The sequence below is a fragment of the Geitlerinema sp. PCC 7407 genome (assembly GCF_000317045.1).
In the GTDB taxonomy this organism is placed as follows: Bacteria; Cyanobacteriota; Cyanobacteriia; order PCC-7407; family PCC-7407; genus PCC-7407.
Map to the genome: position 1 here is coordinate 1,369,517 of NC_019703.1, position 19,827 is coordinate 1,389,343.

The 19,827-nt window shown below is 58.7% G+C and carries 18 protein-coding genes and 1 tRNA gene; 10 read left to right on the forward strand and 9 right to left on the reverse strand.

Annotated elements, in window-relative coordinates; all coding sequences use genetic code 11:
* Positions 1-331: 331 nt before the first annotated feature.
* Entirely contained in the window at positions 332-1,141 is an 810-nt protein-coding gene (locus GEI7407_RS05815; RefSeq protein ID WP_015171210.1) for a peptidoglycan-binding protein, read from the reverse strand.
* A gap of 240 nt (positions 1,142-1,381) precedes the next feature.
* Here GEI7407_RS05815 and GEI7407_RS05820 point away from each other — a divergent pair, with 240 nt between their 5' ends.
* Together GEI7407_RS05820 and GEI7407_RS05825 are read left to right on the forward strand one after the other, a co-directional pair.
* A complete protein-coding gene (locus GEI7407_RS05820; RefSeq protein ID WP_015171211.1) occupies positions 1,382-2,332 on the forward strand; it encodes an ADP-ribosylglycohydrolase family protein in 951 nt (316 codons plus the stop codon).
* A gap of 389 nt (positions 2,333-2,721) precedes the next feature.
* Positions 2,722-5,295 carry an HD family phosphohydrolase gene (locus tag GEI7407_RS05825; protein ID WP_015171212.1) on the forward strand — a complete coding sequence of 858 codons (2,574 nt, stop codon included), beginning with the start codon at positions 2,722-2,724 and terminating at the stop codon, positions 5,293-5,295.
* 9 nt (positions 5,296-5,304) lie between these two features.
* On the opposite strand, the gene GEI7407_RS05830 is transcribed toward GEI7407_RS05825, so the two are convergent.
* From GEI7407_RS05830 to GEI7407_RS05840, 3 genes are all read right to left on the reverse strand, one after another.
* Entirely contained in the window at positions 5,305-6,138 is an 834-nt protein-coding gene (locus GEI7407_RS05830; RefSeq protein WP_015171213.1) for a carbohydrate ABC transporter permease, read from the reverse strand.
* A gap of 77 nt (positions 6,139-6,215) precedes the next feature.
* On the reverse strand, positions 6,216-7,166 hold the full coding sequence (prmC, locus tag GEI7407_RS05835; RefSeq protein ID WP_015171214.1) for a peptide chain release factor N(5)-glutamine methyltransferase: 951 nt from the start codon (positions 7,164-7,166) through the stop codon (positions 6,216-6,218).
* Between the two features lie 182 nt (positions 7,167-7,348).
* Positions 7,349-8,131, reverse strand: a complete 783-nt coding sequence (locus tag GEI7407_RS05840) for a Tic22 family protein (RefSeq protein ID WP_015171215.1) — start codon at positions 8,129-8,131, stop codon at positions 7,349-7,351.
* A gap of 584 nt (positions 8,132-8,715) precedes the next feature.
* On the opposite strand from GEI7407_RS05840, the gene GEI7407_RS05845 reads away from it, so the two are divergent.
* Entirely contained in the window at positions 8,716-10,047 is a 1,332-nt protein-coding gene (locus tag GEI7407_RS05845; RefSeq protein WP_015171216.1) for an ABC transporter substrate-binding protein, read from the forward strand.
* Between the two features lie 71 nt (positions 10,048-10,118).
* On the opposite strand, the gene GEI7407_RS05850 is transcribed toward GEI7407_RS05845, so the two are convergent.
* Positions 10,119-10,192, reverse strand: a tRNA-Pro gene (locus GEI7407_RS05850).
* 278 nt (positions 10,193-10,470) lie between these two features.
* On the opposite strand from GEI7407_RS05850, the gene GEI7407_RS05855 reads away from it, so the two are divergent.
* Positions 10,471-10,911, forward strand: a complete 441-nt coding sequence (locus GEI7407_RS05855) for a DUF4332 domain-containing protein (protein WP_015171217.1) — start codon at positions 10,471-10,473, stop codon at positions 10,909-10,911.
* Between the two features lie 564 nt (positions 10,912-11,475).
* Here GEI7407_RS05855 and GEI7407_RS05860 read toward each other — a convergent pair.
* The gene (locus tag GEI7407_RS05860; RefSeq protein ID WP_041268286.1) at positions 11,476-12,000 is read right to left on the reverse strand and encodes a GNAT family N-acetyltransferase; all 525 of its coding nucleotides are present in this window, start codon (positions 11,998-12,000) and stop codon (positions 11,476-11,478) included.
* A 73-nt stretch (positions 12,001-12,073) separates the two neighbouring features.
* Between GEI7407_RS05860 and GEI7407_RS05865 the strand changes: the two genes are divergently transcribed.
* Both GEI7407_RS05865 and GEI7407_RS05870 read left to right on the forward strand, forming a co-directional pair.
* Positions 12,074-12,799 carry a hypothetical protein gene (locus tag GEI7407_RS05865; protein WP_015171219.1) on the forward strand — a complete coding sequence of 242 codons (726 nt, stop codon included), beginning with the start codon at positions 12,074-12,076 and terminating at the stop codon, positions 12,797-12,799.
* A 90-nt stretch (positions 12,800-12,889) separates the two neighbouring features.
* Positions 12,890-13,828, forward strand: coding sequence for an alpha/beta fold hydrolase (locus tag GEI7407_RS05870; protein WP_015171220.1), 939 nt, complete (start codon positions 12,890-12,892; stop codon positions 13,826-13,828).
* On the opposite strand, the gene tsaD is transcribed toward GEI7407_RS05870, so the two are convergent.
* On the reverse strand, positions 13,816-14,856 hold the full coding sequence (gene tsaD / locus GEI7407_RS05875; protein WP_015171221.1) for a tRNA (adenosine(37)-N6)-threonylcarbamoyltransferase complex transferase subunit TsaD: 1,041 nt from the start codon (positions 14,854-14,856) through the stop codon (positions 13,816-13,818). The two genes, GEI7407_RS05870 and tsaD, sit on opposite strands and share 13 nt — an antisense overlap.
* 264 nt (positions 14,857-15,120) lie before the next feature.
* Here tsaD and GEI7407_RS05880 point away from each other — a divergent pair, with 264 nt between their 5' ends.
* From GEI7407_RS05880 to GEI7407_RS05890, 3 genes are read left to right on the forward strand one after another with little or no spacing between them, the layout of a single operon-like run.
* Positions 15,121-15,606: a photosystem I reaction center protein PsaF subunit III gene (locus GEI7407_RS05880; protein ID WP_015171222.1), complete on the forward strand. Its 486-nt coding sequence runs from the start codon at positions 15,121-15,123 to the stop codon at positions 15,604-15,606.
* 49 nt (positions 15,607-15,655) lie between these two features.
* A complete protein-coding gene (psaJ, locus tag GEI7407_RS05885; RefSeq protein WP_015171223.1) occupies positions 15,656-15,784 on the forward strand; it encodes a photosystem I reaction center subunit IX in 129 nt (42 codons plus the stop codon).
* A gap of 54 nt (positions 15,785-15,838) precedes the next feature.
* Positions 15,839-16,321 (forward strand): photosystem I reaction center subunit XI, encoded by a 483-nt coding sequence (locus tag GEI7407_RS05890; protein ID WP_015171224.1) that lies wholly within the window; start codon positions 15,839-15,841, stop codon positions 16,319-16,321.
* Between the two features lie 269 nt (positions 16,322-16,590).
* Here GEI7407_RS05890 and gmk read toward each other — a convergent pair whose 3' ends face one another.
* Both gmk and remA read right to left on the reverse strand, forming a co-directional pair.
* Positions 16,591-17,187, reverse strand: coding sequence for a guanylate kinase (gene gmk, locus GEI7407_RS05895; protein WP_041268287.1), 597 nt, complete (start codon positions 17,185-17,187; stop codon positions 16,591-16,593).
* A gap of 124 nt (positions 17,188-17,311) precedes the next feature.
* A complete protein-coding gene (remA, locus tag GEI7407_RS05900; protein ID WP_015171226.1) occupies positions 17,312-17,578 on the reverse strand; it encodes an extracellular matrix/biofilm regulator RemA in 267 nt (88 codons plus the stop codon).
* A gap of 483 nt (positions 17,579-18,061) precedes the next feature.
* On the opposite strand from remA, the gene GEI7407_RS05905 reads away from it, so the two are divergent.
* The gene (locus GEI7407_RS05905; protein ID WP_015171227.1) at positions 18,062-19,801 is read left to right on the forward strand and encodes an NFACT family protein; all 1,740 of its coding nucleotides are present in this window, start codon (positions 18,062-18,064) and stop codon (positions 19,799-19,801) included.
* Positions 19,802-19,827 lie beyond the last annotated feature (26 nt).

Below are 19,827 nucleotides of genomic sequence, written 5' to 3' on the forward strand. Positions count from 1 at the left end.
AGCATCCGGTTTAGAGCGGGAGGCACAAGCTCTAAGACCGACCAGTTTCGAAGGGGGTTGTGTTGAGGCTCTTTCCTTCGCTGTGCCTAATATCAAAATAACACCAAGGTCGGTGGTGTGATCCCCAATTTAAGAAACTTGATAGGCTGTGATACGTTGCAATATTAGCTGCAATATTTCGAAAACTTGTGGGAAATAGAGAAATGGGCTCTAGGAATTTGCTTGGGAAACGCTCGAATTGATGAGGGCTTTCCTAATTGCTTGGGCAGCTACGGCAAGCGAGACTTTATCGGTTTGCCGTAGCTGTTTCGGTGCTCTAAGGGGGGCAGAGCTACTGGCGACGCAGGAGCGCCTGCCAGGTGGCGGGACCGACGACACCATCTGCGGTTAGGCCCGCGTCTTTTTGGGCTGCTTCGACAGCGACTTCGGTTCCTTCTCCGAAGATGCCGTCAACCTCGCCTTGGTATAGCTTGATGGCTTTCAGGCGCTCTTGGAGTTGGGTGACGGCGGGGCCGCGATCGCCCCGCCGCAAAATGGGAAGGGTGACTTCTGCGGGGGCTGCCTCTGGAGCAGGCGCTGAGCCCTCAGAAGTCTCCGGGGGCGCGGGGGCGGCGGCACTCGCAGTGGGATTGGCATCAGGGGCAGCGGGCTGGGGAGTCGCTGGGGGAGTTGCCTGGGGCGTGGTGGGGCCGCGATCGCTCGGGGCAGGTCGCGGAAAGCTGGTGGCGCCGGCAGAAGTGCGGGTATCTGTGGGGGCGATCGCCTCGGAACTGCTGGGCAAGAGACGCCTCCAGGTGGCAGGGCCGACGATGCCATCGGCGGTGAGCCCGGCAGCTTTCTGGAAGTTGGCGACGGCGGCGGCGGTGCCTTCGCTGTAGACTCCGTCCACAGCGCCGGTGTAGTACCCCAACAGTCGCAGCAAAGCCTGCACTTCGGAGACATCAGCCCCCTGGCTGCCTAGCTTCAGGAAGGGACGGTCGATCTGGGGCAGGGGGGCAGAGGAGGATCGGGGCGCGATCGCCTCAGACGCCTCGGAGGGCGGTTCGCTTTGGGCGATCGCGCCTGCGCTGCTCAGACTGCCGATGAGCAGCAGCAAAGCCCATCGCGCTGCCCGGAGAGGGAGCCACAATTTCGCTTGCATTTAGATTTTGCCTCCTCATCGTGAACTCACGTCTAGCCGCAGCACATTTTATCAAACCCCTTTGCATTCATGCTTTTCGGGCAGCTAGCCTGGCGGGTCTGGGGGCCTAACCTGCTGGCTGAAGCAAGGTCATCATCTCGCTTCTATTCATCTCAACACCAAATCAAAGATGATGGTGTGAGGCTTCTGCTGCTTGAGCTAAAGGTGCAGGACGTTCGGGACTTGCGACAAGAGAGAGAGATGCGCTATTCGCTGGTAAGCCGCTTTCAGGGCGCGTTGGTTGGCACGGTGTTGGGAGAGCGAGCGAGGGCTGGGGGCGATCGCCCGCTGAAGGGTGAGCAGCGCTCTGGCTTGCAGGCTCAGCCAGAGCCGATTAGCGCGATCGCCGATCGGCTAACCCGGGGTGCCCAGGCCTTGGTGGAAGGACGAACGGTGATTCCCGACGTGTGGCGATCGCTGCTGGCGGAGCCCCTGCCCGGGGAAAATGAGCCGCCCAGCGCGGCCTTGGCGATCGCCCTCGCCCTGCCCGTGTTCCTGGTGTTCCATGGCAGTCCCTACGAGCGCAGTAGCGCCCTTGAGGCGATCGCGGCGGCTCGGCCAGACCCCGAGTTTTTGGTGGGAGCTACGGTTTGGCTGGAGGCGATCGCCCTGGGACTCACCGATCGCCTAGAACCCCCGACCCTGCTGGCCCACGGCCTCGAAGCGCTGCCAGACTCGCCAGATTCAGCGTCGCTTGCCCCCTTGCGCCAGGCCCTGAACCAGGCGCAAATCTGCCTCAGCACCCAAAAGCCTCTCAACCAAACAGAACGCGCCTTAACGGCCCTGAATCTCGGGCCGACCGGCGGCACTGCGAAGGCGATCGCCCTCGCCGCCGCTCACTTTCTCAGTGCGCCAGACAACCCAGCCCTGCTTCTCGGGCGGCTCCAGCCCCCAACGGCCGATCCGCGAGCCGTAGGCGCTCTCGCGGGAGGCTTGAGCGGCCTCTACAATGGTCTGTCTGGTCTACCAATCCTGAGCCGCCTGGCCCTTGCCGCGTCGCCGTCTGGCCCAACAGATCAGCTATCAACGCTGAAAACGGCTGGTGCCGCCCTAGCGGGAGTCTGGGCTGGGGCCATGGACCCCACCGAGTTTGCGGCGGCAGGACAATCGGGACTGGCGATCGCCGCTGCGCGGGTGATTCGGCCTCGCTGAACCCGCCCCCAAAATGCCCCGCTCCCAAATCCATTCGATAGACTGGAGACAGGCTCATCCCTTCTCAGCTGGCGTGAATCGGTCGAAAACGGTTAAACGCTTCTCGATCGCTAGCTTTTGGTCATTTTCTGCAAGGTGAAGTAAGCTCGAAAAAATCTCCGTAAATTTTCGGAATCTAACGCCATTGCCAGCAACCTTCACCACGATGATCTTTCATCCGGGGGATTGACCCTGCGAAAACGGTGAGTTGAGATAGACAAATCCATCAATTCACCCCATACTCGCGAAAGTTGATACGGATTTCTCCAATAGGTAACGATTAGTACCTATGCCAGTTTGCTCCATGACGGTCTCTAGTCTTCCTTGGTGTTGCCGCAGTTAGAGCCACTATGAGAACGCTTCATACCTTCACGCGGCAAGTGGATCGTTGGTGTCGGCGTGCGATCAATCAGCTTCCCGAGCTTCGACGGGCCGACGTGTCCCTCCCTGTCTGCTCACCCCATCCCCAAAAGCTGTCAGTGACTCCTGTGAATCGCTCTCCTTCGACGCAAGAGACCGGCACAGACCCGCTCTCTCCTGACGCATCTCCTCAGCCATCTAGGACCGAAACCTTGCCGCAGGACGCTAGAGAGGCGACCTGCTTACCCTGCCGTCGGCGTCCCCAAACGCCCACGATGTTTCTAATCGCGGTGGTGTCTCTGACCAGTGCCATTGGCTATCGCTTCTACAATGAACCAGAGCTGAACATCGGGACGCGGGCGCCCCAGACCATCGAAGTGCCTAGGGATGCCAATGTCGAAGATACTCGGACGACGGAGGAGCGCCGAAAAGCGGCTCGAACCGGTGCAGTGCCGGTTTTGATGCTGGATCAGGAGGTGACGCGGCAGCTGACTGCCGATCTCCAGAACCAGCTTGATGAAATTAACCGACTGCGAGAGTTGGGCGGTGCGTTTCCCTTTGCGCCCATTAGTTTGGTGTCTCTGGAGTCCCAGCTATTTATTCGTCAGGCTCAGGAGTGGGAATGGCGAACGATCTTGGAGGCCATTAATCGCACGGCCACTGCCAGTGATAGTCCCGGCAATGGCGGTGCTGCTCTGGCGATGCCCCAGCTGCCCCTAAATGAGACGCAGCAGATGGTGGTGGCGGAGCTGCAAAACTATCGTCAAGCGACGTCGCCTCAGGCTTTTGCGAGTTTGATAGAGACGATCAATGAGGTGCGGCGCCGCTATCCGCGGGCGATCGCCGCCCTGTCGAGTCCCGAAAACCGCATTGATGCGGCCTACTCGGTGGTTTTGCTGGATCTTTCAGATGACGAGTGGACCCAGGTGCAGCGATCGACCCAGCAGGCGCTCAGCCGCATCCTGGCCCAGGGGCTGCCACCAGGTCTGCCCGATAACTTGCTCAAGAACGCGATTCGGATGCAGATAGCCGCAACGGTTCCGTCGGGGACCGAGGCGATCGCCCTTGACCTGCTGTTCGATGTTCTGCACCAGCGCTCGAACCTAGTTAAGGACAATGAGCGGACCAAGCAACAGGCAGAGCAAGCGGCCTTGGCGGTCGAGCCGGTGATCCTCCGTGTGCGCCAGGGAGAAGTCATCGTCCGCGAGGGCGAAGAAATCACGGCGTCGGATTTTGCGCTGCTGGACTACTTCCGCCTCAGTCGCCGCAGCGTAAACTGGGTGGGCCTAATCGGCTTTATGGCGCTGTCGGGAGGCGCTGTCGGTTTGTTTTGGTTTGTGGAGCGACGTTTTCATCCGGGACTGCGGCGGCGCGATCGCATTTTGGTCCTGTTACTGGTTCTCAGTACGCCTCTGCTGATTGCCCTGCGCGCTCCCTCCACCAACTTGCCTCTCGTGGGTATGTTGATTGGTGGCTTTTACGGTTCGGCGCTAGCCGTGACGGGGGTGGGCGCTTTGGCACTCCTGTTGCCCGTGGGTCTAGATTTGGCCTGGGGCAGTCTCCTGTCGAGTGCGGCTGGGGGGCTGGTGGGGGGCCTGATGGCCGGTCGACTGCGATCGCGCGAAGAGTTTGCGCTGCTTGGCCTCACCGTAGGAGCCACCGAAGCCGTGGTCTATCTCCTCGCTAGCGCCGTCTTGAGCGGGACAGCTGGACCGGTCTGGTATCTAGCCCTCAAGGCGGCGGGCCTTCAGGCGATGATAGGGTCCGCCTGGAGCGTGGTTGCCCTGGGCCTGAGTCCCTACCTCGAGCATTTCTTTGATCTAGTCACGCCGATTCGCTTGGCCGAGCTGGCCAACCCGAACCGGCCCTTGCTGAAGCGCCTCGCGTCCGAGGCTCCCGGCACCTTTCAGCACACGCTGTTTGTGGCGAGCTTGGCGGAGGCGGCGGCCCGCGCCCTGCGCTGCAACGTCGAGCTGATTCGGGCTGGCACCCTCTACCATGACATTGGCAAGATGCACGACCCGCTGGGCTTCATCGAAAACCAGATGGGCGGGCCCAACAAGCACGACGCCATCAACGACCCCTGGATCAGTGCGGCCTTGATCAAAAAGCACGTGACCGAGGGGCTGGTGATGGCCCGCAAGTACCGGCTGCCCTGTGCGATTCAGGCCTTCATTCCTGAGCACCAGGGCACGATGCTGATCGCCTACTTCTATCACCAGGCGAAGCAGCGGGCTGAGGCAGATCCCACGCTGGTGGTGGATGAGGGAGAGTTTCGCTACAGCGGTCCGATTCCCCAGTCTCGCGAGACTGGAATCGTGATGCTGGCGGATTCCTGTGAGGCGGCTCTGCGATCGCTCAAGGACGCCACCTACGAGGAAGCCCTGGTCATGGTCAACAAAATTTTGCGCGCTCGCTGGCAAGATCAGCAGCTGTCGGAATCGGGGCTAACTCGAGCCGAAATGTCTACGATCGCCGAGGTGTTTGTCCAGGTTTGGCAGCAGTTTAACCACCAGCGCATCGCCTATCCTAAGGCGGTCCTGTCTCCCCAGTCGGCGAACTGAGGCCCAAGATCAGCCTTTGACGCCGCTGCCGGCCTCCGAGGGGACGATGTAGCGCTGGAGAAAGGCGAACAGCAGCAAAATCGGCAAGATTGACAGCACCGACCCGGCAGCGATGATTCGCCAGTCGGGGGAAAATACGCCCTCTAGGGAGGCAACACCTAGGGGCAGGGTGTAGTAGTCTGAGCCCGGATCTAGAACGATCAGTGGCCACAGAAAGTCGCTCCAGGAGCCGATAAACACAAAAATTGCCAGGGTAATCAGCGCTGGGCGAATAGCAGGCAGCATGACGTGCCACCACAGCCCCAGCTCAGAGCAGCCATCGATGCGGGCTGCTTCTTCGAGCTCCTTGGGGACGCCCAAAAACGCCTGCCGCAGCAGAAAGATGCCAAAGGCCGAGGCGATCGCCGGAAAAATCAGGCCTAGATAGCTGTTGCGCAGGCCGAGCTGGACGGTGAGCACGTACAGCGGAATCATGACGATCTGAAAGGGAATCAAAATCGTCGCAATGATCGAGGTCAAGATCCAGTCTCGCCCGCGAAAACTGAGCCGTGCCAAAGGATAGGCTGCCAGGGAACAAAACAGCAGATTCAGGGTGACTGTCAGGACCGCAACGATGGTGCTGTTGATGAGGTAGCGACCAAAGGGGGCCAGCTGCCACACCTGGGCGTAGTTTTCGAGGGTTGGCTGCTGCGGCAGAAGCTGGGGCGGGTACTGGAAGATGTCCTCGGTGGGCGCTTTGAGGGAGGTGCTCACCAGCCACAGCAGGGGCAAGAGCATGACGAAGGCGATCGCCAGCAGCAGGCCATAGGTCACTAGCGTTTTTCCGGTACCGTTGCGAATCATGGCAAGAGCGCCCGTGGGCCAAGGATTTCTCGGTTGCTATCTTGCCACGAAAGCCCGCCATCTCAAACTGTCTGGGCTCAAACTCGCCGGGCGATCGCAAATCGGTCATGCCCCGCGAGGTCCCGTTCGATCCGAATATCCCGGTAGGTTCCCAAGTCTGCCAGCAGCGCGGCGATCGCCTCTCCCTGGCCCGCCATCATCTCCACGACCCAGAGACCGCCGGGTTCGAGATAGGCCGGAGCGCTCTCGGCCAAATGGCGAATGCAGTCGAGACCGTCAGGCCCTCCATCGAGGGCCAGGGAAGGCTCATGCTGTACGACCTCGGGCTGGAGCGTCGGCACGATGGCGCTGGGAATGTAGGGAGGATTGGAGACGACGCCTGCGAGCTGGCCCCGCCCCGGCCCCAGCGGTTCCAGCCAAGACCCCTGATGAAACTGCACGCGATCGCCCATAAAATACCGCTCTGCGTTGCGCTGGGCGATCGCGATCGCTGCGGGACTCGTGTCCACTGCGTGAATGTGAGCCTGGGGAAGTGCCTCTGCCAAACCGAGGGCGATCGCCCCGCTGCCCGTTCCCAGGTCTGCCCAGTGCCCGCGCGTCGCCGCAGTCCCCTCCACCGCCTGCACCACCAGATCAATGATCAGCTCGGTCTCGGGACGAGGAATCAGCACAGCCGGCGACACCTCCAGCCAAAAGTGCCGCCACGGCGCCAAACCGACCAAATACTGCACCGGTACCCGCTCTTGGACCCGCTGCTTCCATCGCTGCTCTAGCTCCTCCAGGGAAAACTTGGCGGCAATGGCCGCGCGATCGCCCAGGGTCCCCAGGCGCAGCGCCAACGGATCGACGCGGGCGATCGCCTGCAAAAACCAGTCAACCTCTCCAGTCGGGACGCCCGCCGCTGCGGCCGCCTGCTGGGCCTGCGATCGCCACGCTGCCAGCGCTTGGCCCGAAATTTGATGCTGCCAATCCTCACCGCCCAAGCCGCCCCCAGAAGCTGGGTGTGAAGAACGCTGCTGGTTCGCCATAGTAGTTTGCCGTCGCCCCGTGCTCCCATCAACAACAAAAGTTGCAGCTTTACCCAAGGTAAGGCTGCAACTCTTGCTTACGCAGAATTTTTGCAGATTTCTAGCCGGTTTGTCCGATCGCCAGATGAGGGCGCTGTCGAGCTGACAGGACGCCGCGATCGCGGCCGACTACGGGCGATCGCCTATCGCTGCTGCTGCACCGACTGCACAAAGTTCTTGAACTCCTGGGACTGCACATACTGACGTGACTCCGGCGTCATCACAAACACCACCTTCTCGAGCCACTCGTCATTCTTGCTGCGCAACTCCTGCAAAACGCCATCAATGCTGAGCACTTGAATGTCAGCTTCTGGCTGTTTTTGCTTGACGACATTCAGCACGCTCTGAGCTTCCTGAGCGCTAAAGAACAGCGGAATCACCTCCGGCTCGCCCTGCTTAAAGCTCATCGGAATCAGACCCTTATTGGGGCCGTAGCGCACTGCAAAAAGAGGCACTGCATCCGGATTGGACTCCTGACCACTTTGGCGCAGGATCGATGCAGCAGCATCGGTCTGACTCTTGGTCGGAATAAAGCGGAAGGCAACCGGCTGAGGGTTATCTTTTTGCTCCATTGCCAGCTGATAAACATCGCTGAGGAAAATAGGAATAACGCGCGTTTGGTTACCCACTTGAGGATTGTCGGTCTTGAGGCGATTGAGAAACGCTTCGGCATCTTGGCGGCTGATAAAAATGCCCATCACCTCAACATTCTTCGCCGCACCGCCGCTGCCACCTTCGGCGGGCACAGAAGCCACTAGCGGCGTCAGATTCCCGTCGGCGATCGTGTAAGCGACCGCGCTCTGAAGCTTTTCGACAATCTCATCGTCGGTCAGTGCCAAAACTTGCGTTGCGAAGCTGAGGGCTGAACCCATCACCGTCGCTCCGATGAGTCCTAAGGTTGTAGTCCAACGAACGAGTGATTTCATAAATGCTCCTAGCATCAATAAAACAGCAATCAAAGATGGGAAGAGCGCTCAACAGTAATGAACGCTTAGATCGGACTCATTTCCCTATTTTGGTGAGCGAGCATTCCTTCTCGTCTTGATTTGACAAATCTGCTTTGAGGCGCTGATTCAACTGACAATTCTGGACCATCATCTTCTCATTTGCAAATCATTCGGCTGATGTAAATAAAAGCCCCAGAAAGCTGAAAATGATAGATTTTGTATGCGCGATCGCCTGAAAGTCCAGAGCTTGAAGAATGATCCTTGGTAGTATCTTTGACTGTAATCAACAGCCGGATTCCTGATAAAAGTTAGCGAACTTTTTGAGATCATTTCTGCTTTGGGTCTTGGCTTTTTAAGCTTTCGCAGAAGGATCAAGGTGTCGGTTAGCGTCGGGCCTCTGCTAAGGGAAGGACTGGCGGCTCAAGCTTTAGGTTCCTTGGGTACAGGCAAATCCGCAATATTTCGGACATGGGCACTTGGAGAAGAGCGGGACGCGGAAGGGCGTTTTCAGGGGGCAGGAGACAGGCTAACTTTGACTTAACTGGAAGTAGGTGGAGGATGAGATGACGCGCGCAAGGATTGGTAGATTCAACCTTTGGATGGTTTTGGCGGCGGGCTGGATGTCGCGCGCACGGGGCGGGCGATCGCGCTGGACACGTCTGGGGGCGATCGCGACCCTAGCCATTATGGTAGCGGGTTGCGAAGGCGGCACGGGCTCTGGTGGCGGTCTCAAAATTGGTACACTGCTGCCCATTACGGGGGACCTCGCCCAGTATGGCCAGCCTATGGAAGACAGCGCTCGTCTCCTGGTCGAAACGGTCAATGCCTGTGGCGGGGTGCTAGAGCAGCCCATCACTCTAATTACGGCGGATGACGAGACGGATCCGGCACGGGGCACGACGGCCATGGCCAAGCTGGCGGAGGTCGATCGGGTGGCGGCCGTGATTGGGGCGGCCTCTAGCGCGGTGTCTAGCGCCACGGTGGATATCGCGGTCCGCAACCGAGTGCTCCAAATTTCTCCGGCCAGCACGAGTCCTGTCTTCACAGAGCGGGCTCAAAAAGGCGACTTCCAGGGCTACTGGTTCCGCACTGCGCCGCCGGACACCTTCCAGGGAGAGGCGATCGCCCAGTTGGCTAAAAAGCGCAACTATCAGCGAGTTTCGGTACTGGCTATCAATAATGACTATGGCAACGGTCTCGTAGATTCCTTTGTGTCCTCTTTCCAGGCCATCGACGGCAAGCTCCAGGGGCAGCCGACCCGCTACGCTCCCGACACGGCCAGCTTTACCTCTGAGGTGAGCGCTGCGTTTCAGGGCGACCCCGATGCTGTCTTATTGGTTGCCTACCCCGAGACGGGCAGCCTGATCCTCAAGACGGCCTATCAGCAGGGCCTCTTGAACGGCGAGACCCCGGTGATCGCAACCGATGGCATGAAAGACAATAATATTGCCGAGCTGGTCGGGGCTGGCTCTGATGGTAAGCTGATCGCCGCGGGCCTGAGCGGGACGGCGCCCAGCGCTGGCGGGCCTGCGCTCCAGGCCTTTCGCGATCGCTATCAGCAAAAGTACAGCCGTCAGCCCAGCGTCTACGACCCAAATACTTGGGACGCGGGTGCCTTGATTGTTTTGGCTGCCGAGGCCGCAAAGTCAACCGAAGGCTCGGCCATCAAAGACAAGGTTGCAGAAGTCGCCAACGCGCCGGGCCAAGAAGTCTCGGACGTCTGCGAAGCGCTCCGACTGGTGCGGGAAGGCCAGGACGTCAACTATCAAGGGGCCAGCGGTGTGGTCGACTTTGATGCCCAGGGGGACGTGACCGGCACCTATGACGTGTGGAGCGTGACCGATCAGGGCCGTCTGACGGTGACCGACCAGGTCGTGGTCGGCGGCGAGTCCTAGCCACAAATGCAAAAGCCGAGGCCCCTTTGTCTGTCGGGCCTCGGCGGTCTATCAAGCAAGTTGTTTGTCAATCGGGATGACAGGATTTGAACCTGCGGCATCCTGCTCCCAAAGCAGGCGCGCTACCAAGCTGCGCTACATCCCGTTTCGCTAACATAGTATAGCTTGCTTTGGGAGCGATCTGTGCGCCCTTCTGGAGAATTGGGTAGCGTGTGTGGGTGAAAAAGTGGGTGAGCAATTCTCGCAACTGTTCTGTCTCTGAGGGTGAACAGCGCTGGGTTTGGCGCGGAGCGAGATTTCCTAAATATTGATCCAAATATTGATTTTCTGAAGCTTTCCCTCGTGCTTTTCGACGGCGTCCAACGCTCTTGGGTGCTGCCCTGATGTGTCAGTGTTTCCTGTTAATTTCGCTGCAAAACTCCGATGACGCAATCTTCTTCTGCTCGCTCTGTGCGATCGCTGGATTGGTCCCTCGATCAGCTGCCGGGCCTCGATGCCCAGGCCCAAGCCCTGCTGCGCGATCGCGGCATCCTCACCACGCTACAGCTGCTGAAGGCCGCCCAGACCTCACCCCAAAAAATTCAGCTGGCCCAGATAGCGCGAGTACCCGTGAACGCTGTCATCAAATGGGTTGCTCTGGCAGATTTGGCGCGGGTGCCCGACGTCGGCTGCGTCTTCTGTGGCTTGCTGCTCCACGCCGGCATTGCCTCCGTCACCCAGCTGGCCCAAACGCCTCCCCATCGCCTGACCCAGCAAATTCTGCGGCTCCAGGTGGCGATGATGCAGCGCCGCGATCTGTGCCCATCGGTCAACGAGGTCACCCGCTGGGTCCAACAGGCGCGATCGCTCTCTCCCGTGCGATGACTCCGGCTGAACTCGAACTCTGAACAAGGGAATAGAGCCTACCGATCGCAAAAGCCGCCTTCTGAGGAATAAGAACGCATGCGATCGCTCGAAATAGGGAATACTGAAGAAACGTCAGGGTTGGTGATATACTCCTACGCTGATACTGACGTATGCAGCGTAGGCTTCTCAGTGACCCCTGGTATCCCATCGGGCGTTTCCTGAGCTTTATTGACGATACGGGATGCCCCACCGCACCGGAACAATACAAAGAGTGTTGTTCTCTCCTTTGTACTGCTGGAATTTTACCTGCCCACAGATGCGACGACGAATCGTCTGTTTCTAGGCAGAACCCCCTATTCCAGGTTGTCAAGGTTCAAGTTTCAGGGCGGCGATTGGCTCAAACCCTTAGCCTGATTATCTCACACCCGTTTTGCATCATGAGAGATTTGCTCGTTTCTTCCCTCTCCCCTCCTCGCGCCTGCGGCATAGGTCAGAGGAGTGTCGTTCGCTCGCTCGCATTCATCTCAACGCCAAATCAAAGATGATGGCGTGAGGCTTCGGCTGCTTTGGCTAACGTCAGAATCAGTCTGGATACCAAAACATTCCTTTGATACCTTCCGGGTCGGGCATAAAGCCCAACGTGCGGTAAAAATCCACCACGTGGGGATCGGCAAATAGGGTAATGTTGCTGATATCTTCGTTGCGCAACTTTTTAATCATGTGCCGCATCAATGCCTTGCCCAGGCCTTTGCCCTGGAAGTTGGGATGAATAACCACATCCCAAATCGTGGCGTTGAACGCGTGATCAGACGTTGCCCTGGAAAACCCAATCAAGCGCCGCCGTTCCCCCCGCTGTTCCCACATTGAAACGACGAGGAAGCTGTGTTCGATCGCCTTTTTGACCTTCCGCAGGGGCCGGCGCGCCCAACCTACCGCATCACACAGCTCTTCGAGCTCGTAGAGATCAATTTCTCGATCGGTGCTGAAGAAAATTCTCGAAGCATTCTCAGCGCGATCGCCCAGCACTTCGAGCGCCTTTTCTTCCATTGGAGTCGTCCTGGCCGTTGCGGCGGAGTCTGAAGTGAACCAGCTTTTCCAAAAACCCATGCAGGCTTGACTAAGGTAGTAGAAGTTAATCGACAGTACTAGATAGTATATCTCCCGTACTCTTTTCCCAATTATGGCTTCGGGTCTGAAATCCTCTACCCTGGAATTGCTCAAACGCTTCAATCGGGCGTTTCCGCAGTTCTATGAGCAGTTTGTCAGTAGCGAAATCCAGCTCCAGAATCTGAGGCTCGCCTATCAACTCTACAAAACCCAGCAAGCCGTAATTGAACTCAAACCCGAGGGCAACAAAAGCGCGCTTCAGTTTGCCTATCGAAACCAGTCCTTCCTGCTCAGCGATATTTTCGGGGTGCTGGCGGCCTATGGCCTGACCATTCACAGCCTGAGCCTGTACGGGCAGATCTACCCGCCGATGCTGGTGTTTATCAAGCTGGTGGTCTCGCGGGGCGGCAAAGCCCTCACGGACAAAACGGCGGAAAACGTCTGTCGGGCGGTGCGAGAAGCCTTAGCCGGGCATTTCGAAGTAGAGGAAATGCTGGCTGTGGAGTTCAACCTCGATTCAGGCTTGGAGCAGGTCGAAACGGAATTTTATGTGGACCCTGTGTTTCACTTGCCCGCGCTGCTGATTGAGGCGGATAACCAGCCGGGCCTGTTCTACAAAGTCATGTATGCCATCTGGCAAGAGGATCTGCTGGTGGTGAATGCCAACCTGCTGGTCTGGCGGGGGCGTACCCGGCTGATTTTGTATTTGCTGGGTCCCAATGAAAGCTTGATTCCGGAGTATCTGGGCCAAAAGATTGCAGAGGGGGTGCGCCAGCGCTTGCTGGGGCGGCGGGCTTAGGGGCGGCCAAGAGTGCTGGAATAGAAGGCGATCGCCCGCTTCGCGTTCAGGATTTCCTACGATGGCGAGTCTTCAGGATACGATAGATCTATGGCAATGATCGATATCCAGGGAGTCCACCACGCCTACGAACTTACGGCGTCTACCACTTCTCCCTCCGCCCTCGTTTTTATTCACGGTTGGCTCCTGAGCCGAAACTACTGGTCTCCGATTACTGAACGTCTTTCTCCCCACTACCAGTGTTTGGTCTATGACTTGCGGGGATTTGGGGATTCTCAGCCCGGAGCGGGTCCCCAGCTAGATAATCTGGCTTTAGAGTACTCTGTCAACGCTGAGGTGCCGCTGCTTGGCCTCTCAGGCTATTCGCCGCGCGCCTACGCCTACGAGCTGGGATTGCTGCTGGACAAGCTGAATATCCGGCGGGCCTGGCTAGTGGGGCACTCTCTGGGAGGGACGATCGCCCTGTGGGGAGCCCACCAGCTGAGCGATCGCGTTCAGGGGGTGATCTGCCTCAACGCGGGAGGCGGCATTTACCTCAAAGAAGAGTTTGAGAAATTTCGCAAAGCGGGTCAGCAAATCGTCAAGTTCCGCCCCCGCTGGTTTCAGCAACTGCCTTTTATGGACTTGATGTTTAGCCGAGCCAGCGTTGCCCAGCCAATTTCTCGCCGCTGGGGTCGCCAGCGTCTCGTGGACTTTTTGGTGGCCGACACCGCCGCTGCCCTAGGAACGCTTCTAGACTCGACTACTGAGGCCGAGGTGCACCACCTGCCGAAAATTGTCTCGCAGCTGCGACAGCCGGTGCATTTCATTGCTGGCGCAGAAGACCCGATCATGGAGCCGCAGTATGTGCGTCACCTGGCCAGCTTCCATCCCTTGTTCCAAGAAACAGGGGTGAATGTGGTGGAAATCCCGCAGTGTGGCCACATGGCGATGATCGAGCAGCCGGATGCGGTGGCGACGGCGATTCGCGAGGTTGTGGCCTACCACGAGGTCGAGCCTTCGATGGTGGCTGACGCTCAAGAAACGTAAAGCTGCATCACCTCGGCGATCGACAGGCGCGACTGAGCGCCCAGGCTGAGGGACGATCGGTGTCCCCGCTGGAGGTGATCTGCGGCGGCACAGGCGATCATGGCTGCGTTATCGGTACAGAAGCCCATGGGTGGGAACAAGACGCGAATGCCCCGCGCTGCGGCCGCCTCCTGGAGGTGTTGCCGCAGGCCGCTGTTGGCCGCGACGCCCCCGCCGACGGCGATGGTGCTGAGCCCAAAGTCTTGGGCGCAGGCGATCGCCCGCTTGGTGAGCGATCGCGCCACCGTCCGCTGGAAACTCGCCGCCAAATCTGCCACGGGCAGCGGGCCCTCGTCCTGGAGCTTTTGGGTCAGGCGCAGCACCGCTGTCTTGAGGCCGCTAAAGCTGGAGTCGTAGGGATGGTATCCCCCCTCCGGCAGCGAAATTTGGCCCTCCGGCAGCGGAAAAGCTCGCGGATCGCCCTCCTTGGCCAACCGGTCAATCACAGGCCCGCCGGGATAGCCCAGCTTCAGCAGACGCGCCACCTTATCAAAAGCTTCCCCGGCCGCATCATCCCGCGTTTGGCCGAGCTGAGTGTAGACGCCACAGTCCTTGACGTGGATCAAGCTAGTGTGGCCGCCCGAGACCAAGAGACAGAGAAACGGCGGCTCTAGGGTCGGTTCTGTGAGATAGGATGCATAAATGTGCCCCTCCAGGTGATGAACGCCAATAAATGGCTTGTTATGAACCATGGAGAGAGTTTTGGCGGCGGTCAGGCCCACCAAGAGGGCACCCACCAGGCCGGGCGCGCAGGTGGCGGCGATCCCATCAATGTCGGACCAGCCTAGCCCCGCCTCTTGAAACGCTTGGGCGATCGCCGGATTGATCAGCTCCACGTGCCGCCGAGAGGCCACCTCCGGCACCACCCCACCGTAGGGTTGATGCACCGCGATCTGAGATGAGACAACATTACTGCAAACGCTGCGATCGCGAACGATCGCCACCGATGTCTCATCACAGCTAGTTTCAAGAGCTAAAACAGTCGCCATTCAAAAATTACGTTTTCAATTAATAAACTACGTTGAAAAACTTAAACTTTACTGAGTTTACTTAGAAGAGTATGATTGCTTCCTAGTACACCCCATTGGCTGCTCCCATGGGACTCCCAGGCTGATAAACTATTCAGCTTAAGCTATGTAAATGATTACATTTAGCATAGCAAAAGTGTGTTAGTAAAATCAGTTTGGTTTGCCATTGCAGCCACTTCATTTGTACAACAAACTTTGTGTTTCGTAATAAAGGGAAACAATTCTATGCGGCGATTGTTTGCTCTCGTTCTAGTCGTTTTCCTCTGGATCGGGTTTGCGCCGCCCGCTTCGGCTGACGTGGCCGGACTGACCCCCTGTGGTGACTCCCCTGCCTTCCTTCAGCGGGCCAAAAACGCAACCACTCCAGGAGCCAAAGCGCGGTTCGAGCGTTATGCAGAGTCTCAGGTCCTCTGTGGCCCCGAAGGCCTGCCCCACCTCATCGTTGATGGTCGCCTCGACCACGCAGGTGAGTTTCTGATTCCGGGACTCCTGTTCCTCTACATTGCAGGTTGGATCGGCTGGGCTGGCCGTTCCTACATCATCGCCATTCGCAAGGAAGGCAACCCTGAAGAGAAGGAAATCATCATCGATATTCCTCTGGCTCTGAAGCTTTCCCTCGCTGCTCTGGCGTGGCCTGCTACCGCTCTCAAAGAGATCCTCTCTGGCGAGATTGCGGCGAAGAACGAAGAAATCACCGTTTCTCCTCGCTAGTTTGGCGAGCTGAACCGACCCATTTCCGAACTTTTGGAGGAATTATTCCATGGATGGCTTGCTGAGATATCTATCGAGCGCGCCGGTTGCTGGAACCATCGTGGTGTTTATCGCCGCCGGGATCCTGATTGAGTTCAATCGTTTCTTCCCTGACTTGCTCTTCCACCCCATGCCCTAGGCCTGGGTGTTTTCTGTCTTTGCTTGCAAGTGTTTGGACTGGAGATAAACTGACATGACGATTGATGTTGTCAAGCCCGCTGGTGATCCCCAGGTTGGTCATCTGGCCACCCCCATCAGCGCTTCTGGCTTCACCAAAGCCCTCATCAATAACCTGCCTGCTTACCGGGCTGGCCTTTCGCCCAACCGTCGGGGTCTAGAAGTTGGCATGGCCCACGGCTACCTGCTGTTTGGCCCCTTTGCGCTCCTGGGACCGCTGCGGGACTCTGATGTGCCCTACCTGGCTGGTTTGCTGGGCGCGATCGGCTTGGTGGTGATCCTCACCATCTGCCTGTCGCTGTACGGCAGCGTTGGCGTGGGCAAGCCCATCGCCACCGTGACCACCCCCAATCCCCCGGCGGATCTGGGCAGCAGCGAAGGCTGGAGCGAGTTTGCGAGCGGCTTCTTGATCGGCGGCATCGGCGGTGCGCTGTTTGCGTATGCCTTGACCGCGAACTTGGGTCTGCTGCAAAACATCTCTGGCAACCTATTTAACTAACGTTTGAATTTTGTGGCGGCTCAAGGCTCCAGATTTTGGCGTTTGGGCTGCTTTTGATCTCCGGTCCTACCGTGACTGGCGATCGCGCTTTTGAGCTAACAAATACCGGTTCAAAGCACCTTGGCTTAATAACGTACGCTAGCGTGTCTTACTAAGCACAAAAGTCGGGGCTCCCTTGGGTGAAGGGAGCCCCGAACTCTAGGTGGGGTGCTGAATTGTCGCTAGACGCCCAAAACCGTCGGCACAAGGGCATTCTGGCGATGCTGACCCTAGGTCGCCGCTAGATCAGGCTCGCGGCAGTTTGAGTTAAACAGCGCGGCCTCGAGCTCGGCTAGAGCTTGGTCAAAATCATCATTGACGATCTGAATATCGAATTCGTCTGCCGCTTCAATTTCTTCCTGGGCCCGAGCCAGTCGCCGGACGATGGCGCTTTCGGAATCCTGGCCGCGGCCGCGAATGCGCGTCTCTAGCTCATCCACGGATGGCGGCAAAATGAAGACCTGGATCGCTTCGGGGAAGGTCTGACGAACTTGGCGCGCGCCTTCAAGCTCGATCTCGAGGATGACTGAGCGACCCTGGCGAATCTGCTCAAGCACTGGCTGGCGCGGGGTGCCATAGTAGTTGCCCGCAAATTCGGCCCATTCGAGGAGCTCGCCTTCGGCGGCCATGCGCTCGAAAGCAGACCGCTCAACAAAGTAGTAGTGTTTGCCATCGACCTCGCCCGGCCTCGGAGCGCGAGTGGTTGCAGACACTGAGAAGTACAAATCTGGATGAGACCGGAGGAGGACCCGCAGCAGAGTTCCTTTGCCGACGCCGCTCGGTCCTGTGAAAACAATGAGTTTGCCGTGTCCCATGCGCTCTTCCATTGGATGCTTGGTTGCCAGTCCATCCAGTCTATCGTTTGATGGCGTCGCGCAAATTGCGGGAATCACAGAGGTTCGGGCTCGGAAATGACACGGCGCTTAGGGGGATCGGCAGCTTGGTGGAGGATTAGTCTTCTGCGTGCTGACCGTCTTTGCTGATCACAAAGCGGTTGGCGACGGTCTCGGGCTGGATGGCAGAGAGCACGATGTGGCCGGAGTCGGTGACGATGACGGCGCGGGTACGGCGGCCGTAGGTGGCGTCGATGAGCTGACCGCGATCGCGGGCGTCGGTGATGATGCGCTTGATGGGGGCGGACTCCGGGCTGACGATGGCAACGACCCGACTGGCCGAAACGATATTCCCGAAGCCGATATTAATGAGCTTAATGTCCATAGGAGGGCAACACTTTAACTGTGCAAAGCACTTGTAAGAGTTTGTGTCAAATGATTTGCTTTCATGGTATCGACAAAAAATCTGGCTAACAAGGCTGAAATCTTGCAAAAACAGCATTTTCAGCGTTCTAAGGCCATTTTTCTAACTTTTGGTAGAGATCTGAGATGAACCCTCCTTTGGGCGGGTGGGTAATGGGCGATCGCCTGCTTCGGAGATTTCCTGGCAAGTGGTTGAGGCGCGATATTTTTTGTCAAGATGAAGCGAGATTGGCTCGGGCTCAGTCGTGGAAACTTGAAAATGAGTCTGTTCGGAGGACTAGAGTGTCCTGCCAGAGCGATAATCGATTGCGGCTTCCCGAACAATCCTAGACCTAAAAAATCGCGCTGCTAGAAAAATGATGGCAGCGTGCGAGGGTTTGTTCCGCGATCGCCTAGGTTCAGGCCTAGGTCGTTGGGCTTTGTTTTTTTGGATGGCGACTAGATTGTGCAACCGGTTGACTTTACGACTCTCACTGCGGCGTGTCACGAGATTCGCGATCGCTGGCTGCCGGCTCGCCTAGAGCAGGTCTATCAGCGCGATCGCCACACGGTGCAGCTGGCGCTGCGAACCCTGAGCGGGCGGGGTTGGCTGACGGTGTCTTGGCATCCCCAGGCGGCGCGGGTGTGCCTGGAGAGCCCGCCGCCCCGAACCCCAGACACCTTCACCTTTAGCCAGCAGCTGCGGCACCAGGTGGGGGGGCTGGCGCTGGTGGCGATCGCCAATCCCGCGCCCTGGGAGCGAGTGCTGGACCTCCAGTTTGCCCAGCGGCCCGGAGACGCGCCCCTTGCGCACCTCTACGTCGAGATCATGGGCAAGCGCAGCAACGTGATTTTGGTGAACCAGGAGGGACTCATTGTCACGGCGGCCTATCAGGTGAGCCCGCAGCAGTCCAGCGTGCGCCCGGTCCAGACCGGTCAGCCCTACGAAGCGCCGCCGCGCCTGACCGATCCGATGCCCAACCTGGAGGAATCCCCAGAGCGCTGGCGAGAGCGCATTGCGCTGATTCCGGGGCCGGTGGGCCGCAATCTCCTCCGGGCCTACCAGGGCCTGAGTTCGGCGCTGGTGGCCAGCATGGTTCACCAGGCAGGCCTCGACCCAGACCAGTCTACCGAGGCCCTGGCCCCCGCCGACTGGGATCGCCTGTTTCAGCAGTGGCTGGGCTGGCTAAAGTGTCTAGAAACAGGGACTTTTTTGCCGGGCTGGACGGCGACGGGCTACACGGTGATGGGCTGGCAGGCGATCGCCCCGGTGGACAGCGTCCAGCACCTGCTCCAGCGCTACTACGGCGATCGGCTCAACCAGCAGGTCTTCCAGGCCCTGCGCCACCAGATCAGCCAGCGCCTCAAGGTCGTGCTGGCCAAGCTCGGCACCAAGCGCCAAACCTTTGAGGATCGTCTGGCGCAGTCGGACGGTGCGGATACGTTTCGGGCTCAGGCGGATCTGCTGATGGCCCACCTCCACGAGTGGACTCCCGGCCTAAAGGCGATCGCCCTGGCAGATTTTGAGACGGGGGAGCCGGTCACTATTCCCCTAGACCCTGAGAAAAATGCCGTCCAAAACGCCCAGGCACTCTATAAAAAGCACCAGAAACTGCGGCGTGCCCGAGCGGCAGTGGAGCCCCTGCTGGCGGAGGTGTACGCAGAAATCGCCTATCTAGAAGAAGTCGAAACGGCGATCGCCCAAATCGAGAGCTATGCCAGCGCCGCCGATCTGCAAGCCCTGGAGGAGATTCGCGAAGAGCTGATCCAGCAAGGCTACATGGCCGATACGGAATACCGCAGCCGCACCGATGGGGGCGAGGGGACGGACTACCACCGCTACACGACGCCCAGCGGCTGCGAAGTGCTCGTGGGCCGCAACAATCGCCAGAACGATCAGCTGACCTTTCGGGTGGCGGGGGACTATGACCTGTGGTTTCACACCCAGGAAATTCCTGGGAGCCACGTGCTGCTGCGCCTAGAGCCAGGAACCTCGCCCGAGGAGGCGGACCTCCAGTTTGTGGCGGATGTGGCCGCCTACCACAGCCGCGCCCGCCAAAGCGACCAAGCGCCGGTGGTCTACACCGAGCCGAAAAATGTCTACAAGCCTAGGGGCGCCAAGCCGGGAACGGTAATCTACAAGCGGGAGCGCATTCTGTGGGGGCGATCGCAGATCGGCGCGACCTATGAGCGGCGATCGCCCTAGTGCTTTTCCTCGTTTTGGGGACGCTG

Coding starts and splice junctions, on each gene's coding strand:
- remA (WP_015171226.1), bottom strand. CDS start 17,578: ATGGACATTAAGCTCATTAATATCGGCTTCGGGAATATCGTTTCGGCC.
- GEI7407_RS05830 (WP_015171213.1), bottom strand. CDS start 6,138: ATGATTCGCAACGGTACCGGAAAAACGCTAGTGACCTATGGCCTGCTG.
- GEI7407_RS05870 (WP_015171220.1), top strand. CDS start 12,890: ATGGCAATGATCGATATCCAGGGAGTCCACCACGCCTACGAACTTACG.
- GEI7407_RS05890 (WP_015171224.1), top strand. CDS start 15,839: ATGACGATTGATGTTGTCAAGCCCGCTGGTGATCCCCAGGTTGGTCAT.
- GEI7407_RS05840 (WP_015171215.1), bottom strand. CDS start 8,131: ATGAAATCACTCGTTCGTTGGACTACAACCTTAGGACTCATCGGAGCG.
- GEI7407_RS05845 (WP_015171216.1), top strand. CDS start 8,716: ATGACGCGCGCAAGGATTGGTAGATTCAACCTTTGGATGGTTTTGGCG.
- GEI7407_RS05820 (WP_015171211.1), top strand. CDS start 1,382: ATGCGCTATTCGCTGGTAAGCCGCTTTCAGGGCGCGTTGGTTGGCACG.
- GEI7407_RS05865 (WP_015171219.1), top strand. CDS start 12,074: ATGGCTTCGGGTCTGAAATCCTCTACCCTGGAATTGCTCAAACGCTTC.
- gmk (WP_041268287.1), bottom strand. CDS start 17,187: ATGGAAGAGCGCATGGGACACGGCAAACTCATTGTTTTCACAGGACCG.
- psaJ (WP_015171223.1), top strand. CDS start 15,656: ATGGATGGCTTGCTGAGATATCTATCGAGCGCGCCGGTTGCTGGAACC.
- prmC (WP_015171214.1), bottom strand. CDS start 7,166: ATGGCGAACCAGCAGCGTTCTTCACACCCAGCTTCTGGGGGCGGCTTG.
- GEI7407_RS05855 (WP_015171217.1), top strand. CDS start 10,471: ATGACGCAATCTTCTTCTGCTCGCTCTGTGCGATCGCTGGATTGGTCC.
- GEI7407_RS05825 (WP_015171212.1), top strand. CDS start 2,722: ATGAGAACGCTTCATACCTTCACGCGGCAAGTGGATCGTTGGTGTCGG.
- GEI7407_RS05880 (WP_015171222.1), top strand. CDS start 15,121: ATGCGGCGATTGTTTGCTCTCGTTCTAGTCGTTTTCCTCTGGATCGGG.
- GEI7407_RS05860 (WP_041268286.1), bottom strand. CDS start 12,000: ATGGGTTTTTGGAAAAGCTGGTTCACTTCAGACTCCGCCGCAACGGCC.
- tsaD (WP_015171221.1), bottom strand. CDS start 14,856: ATGGCGACTGTTTTAGCTCTTGAAACTAGCTGTGATGAGACATCGGTG.
- GEI7407_RS05815 (WP_015171210.1), bottom strand. CDS start 1,141: ATGCAAGCGAAATTGTGGCTCCCTCTCCGGGCAGCGCGATGGGCTTTG.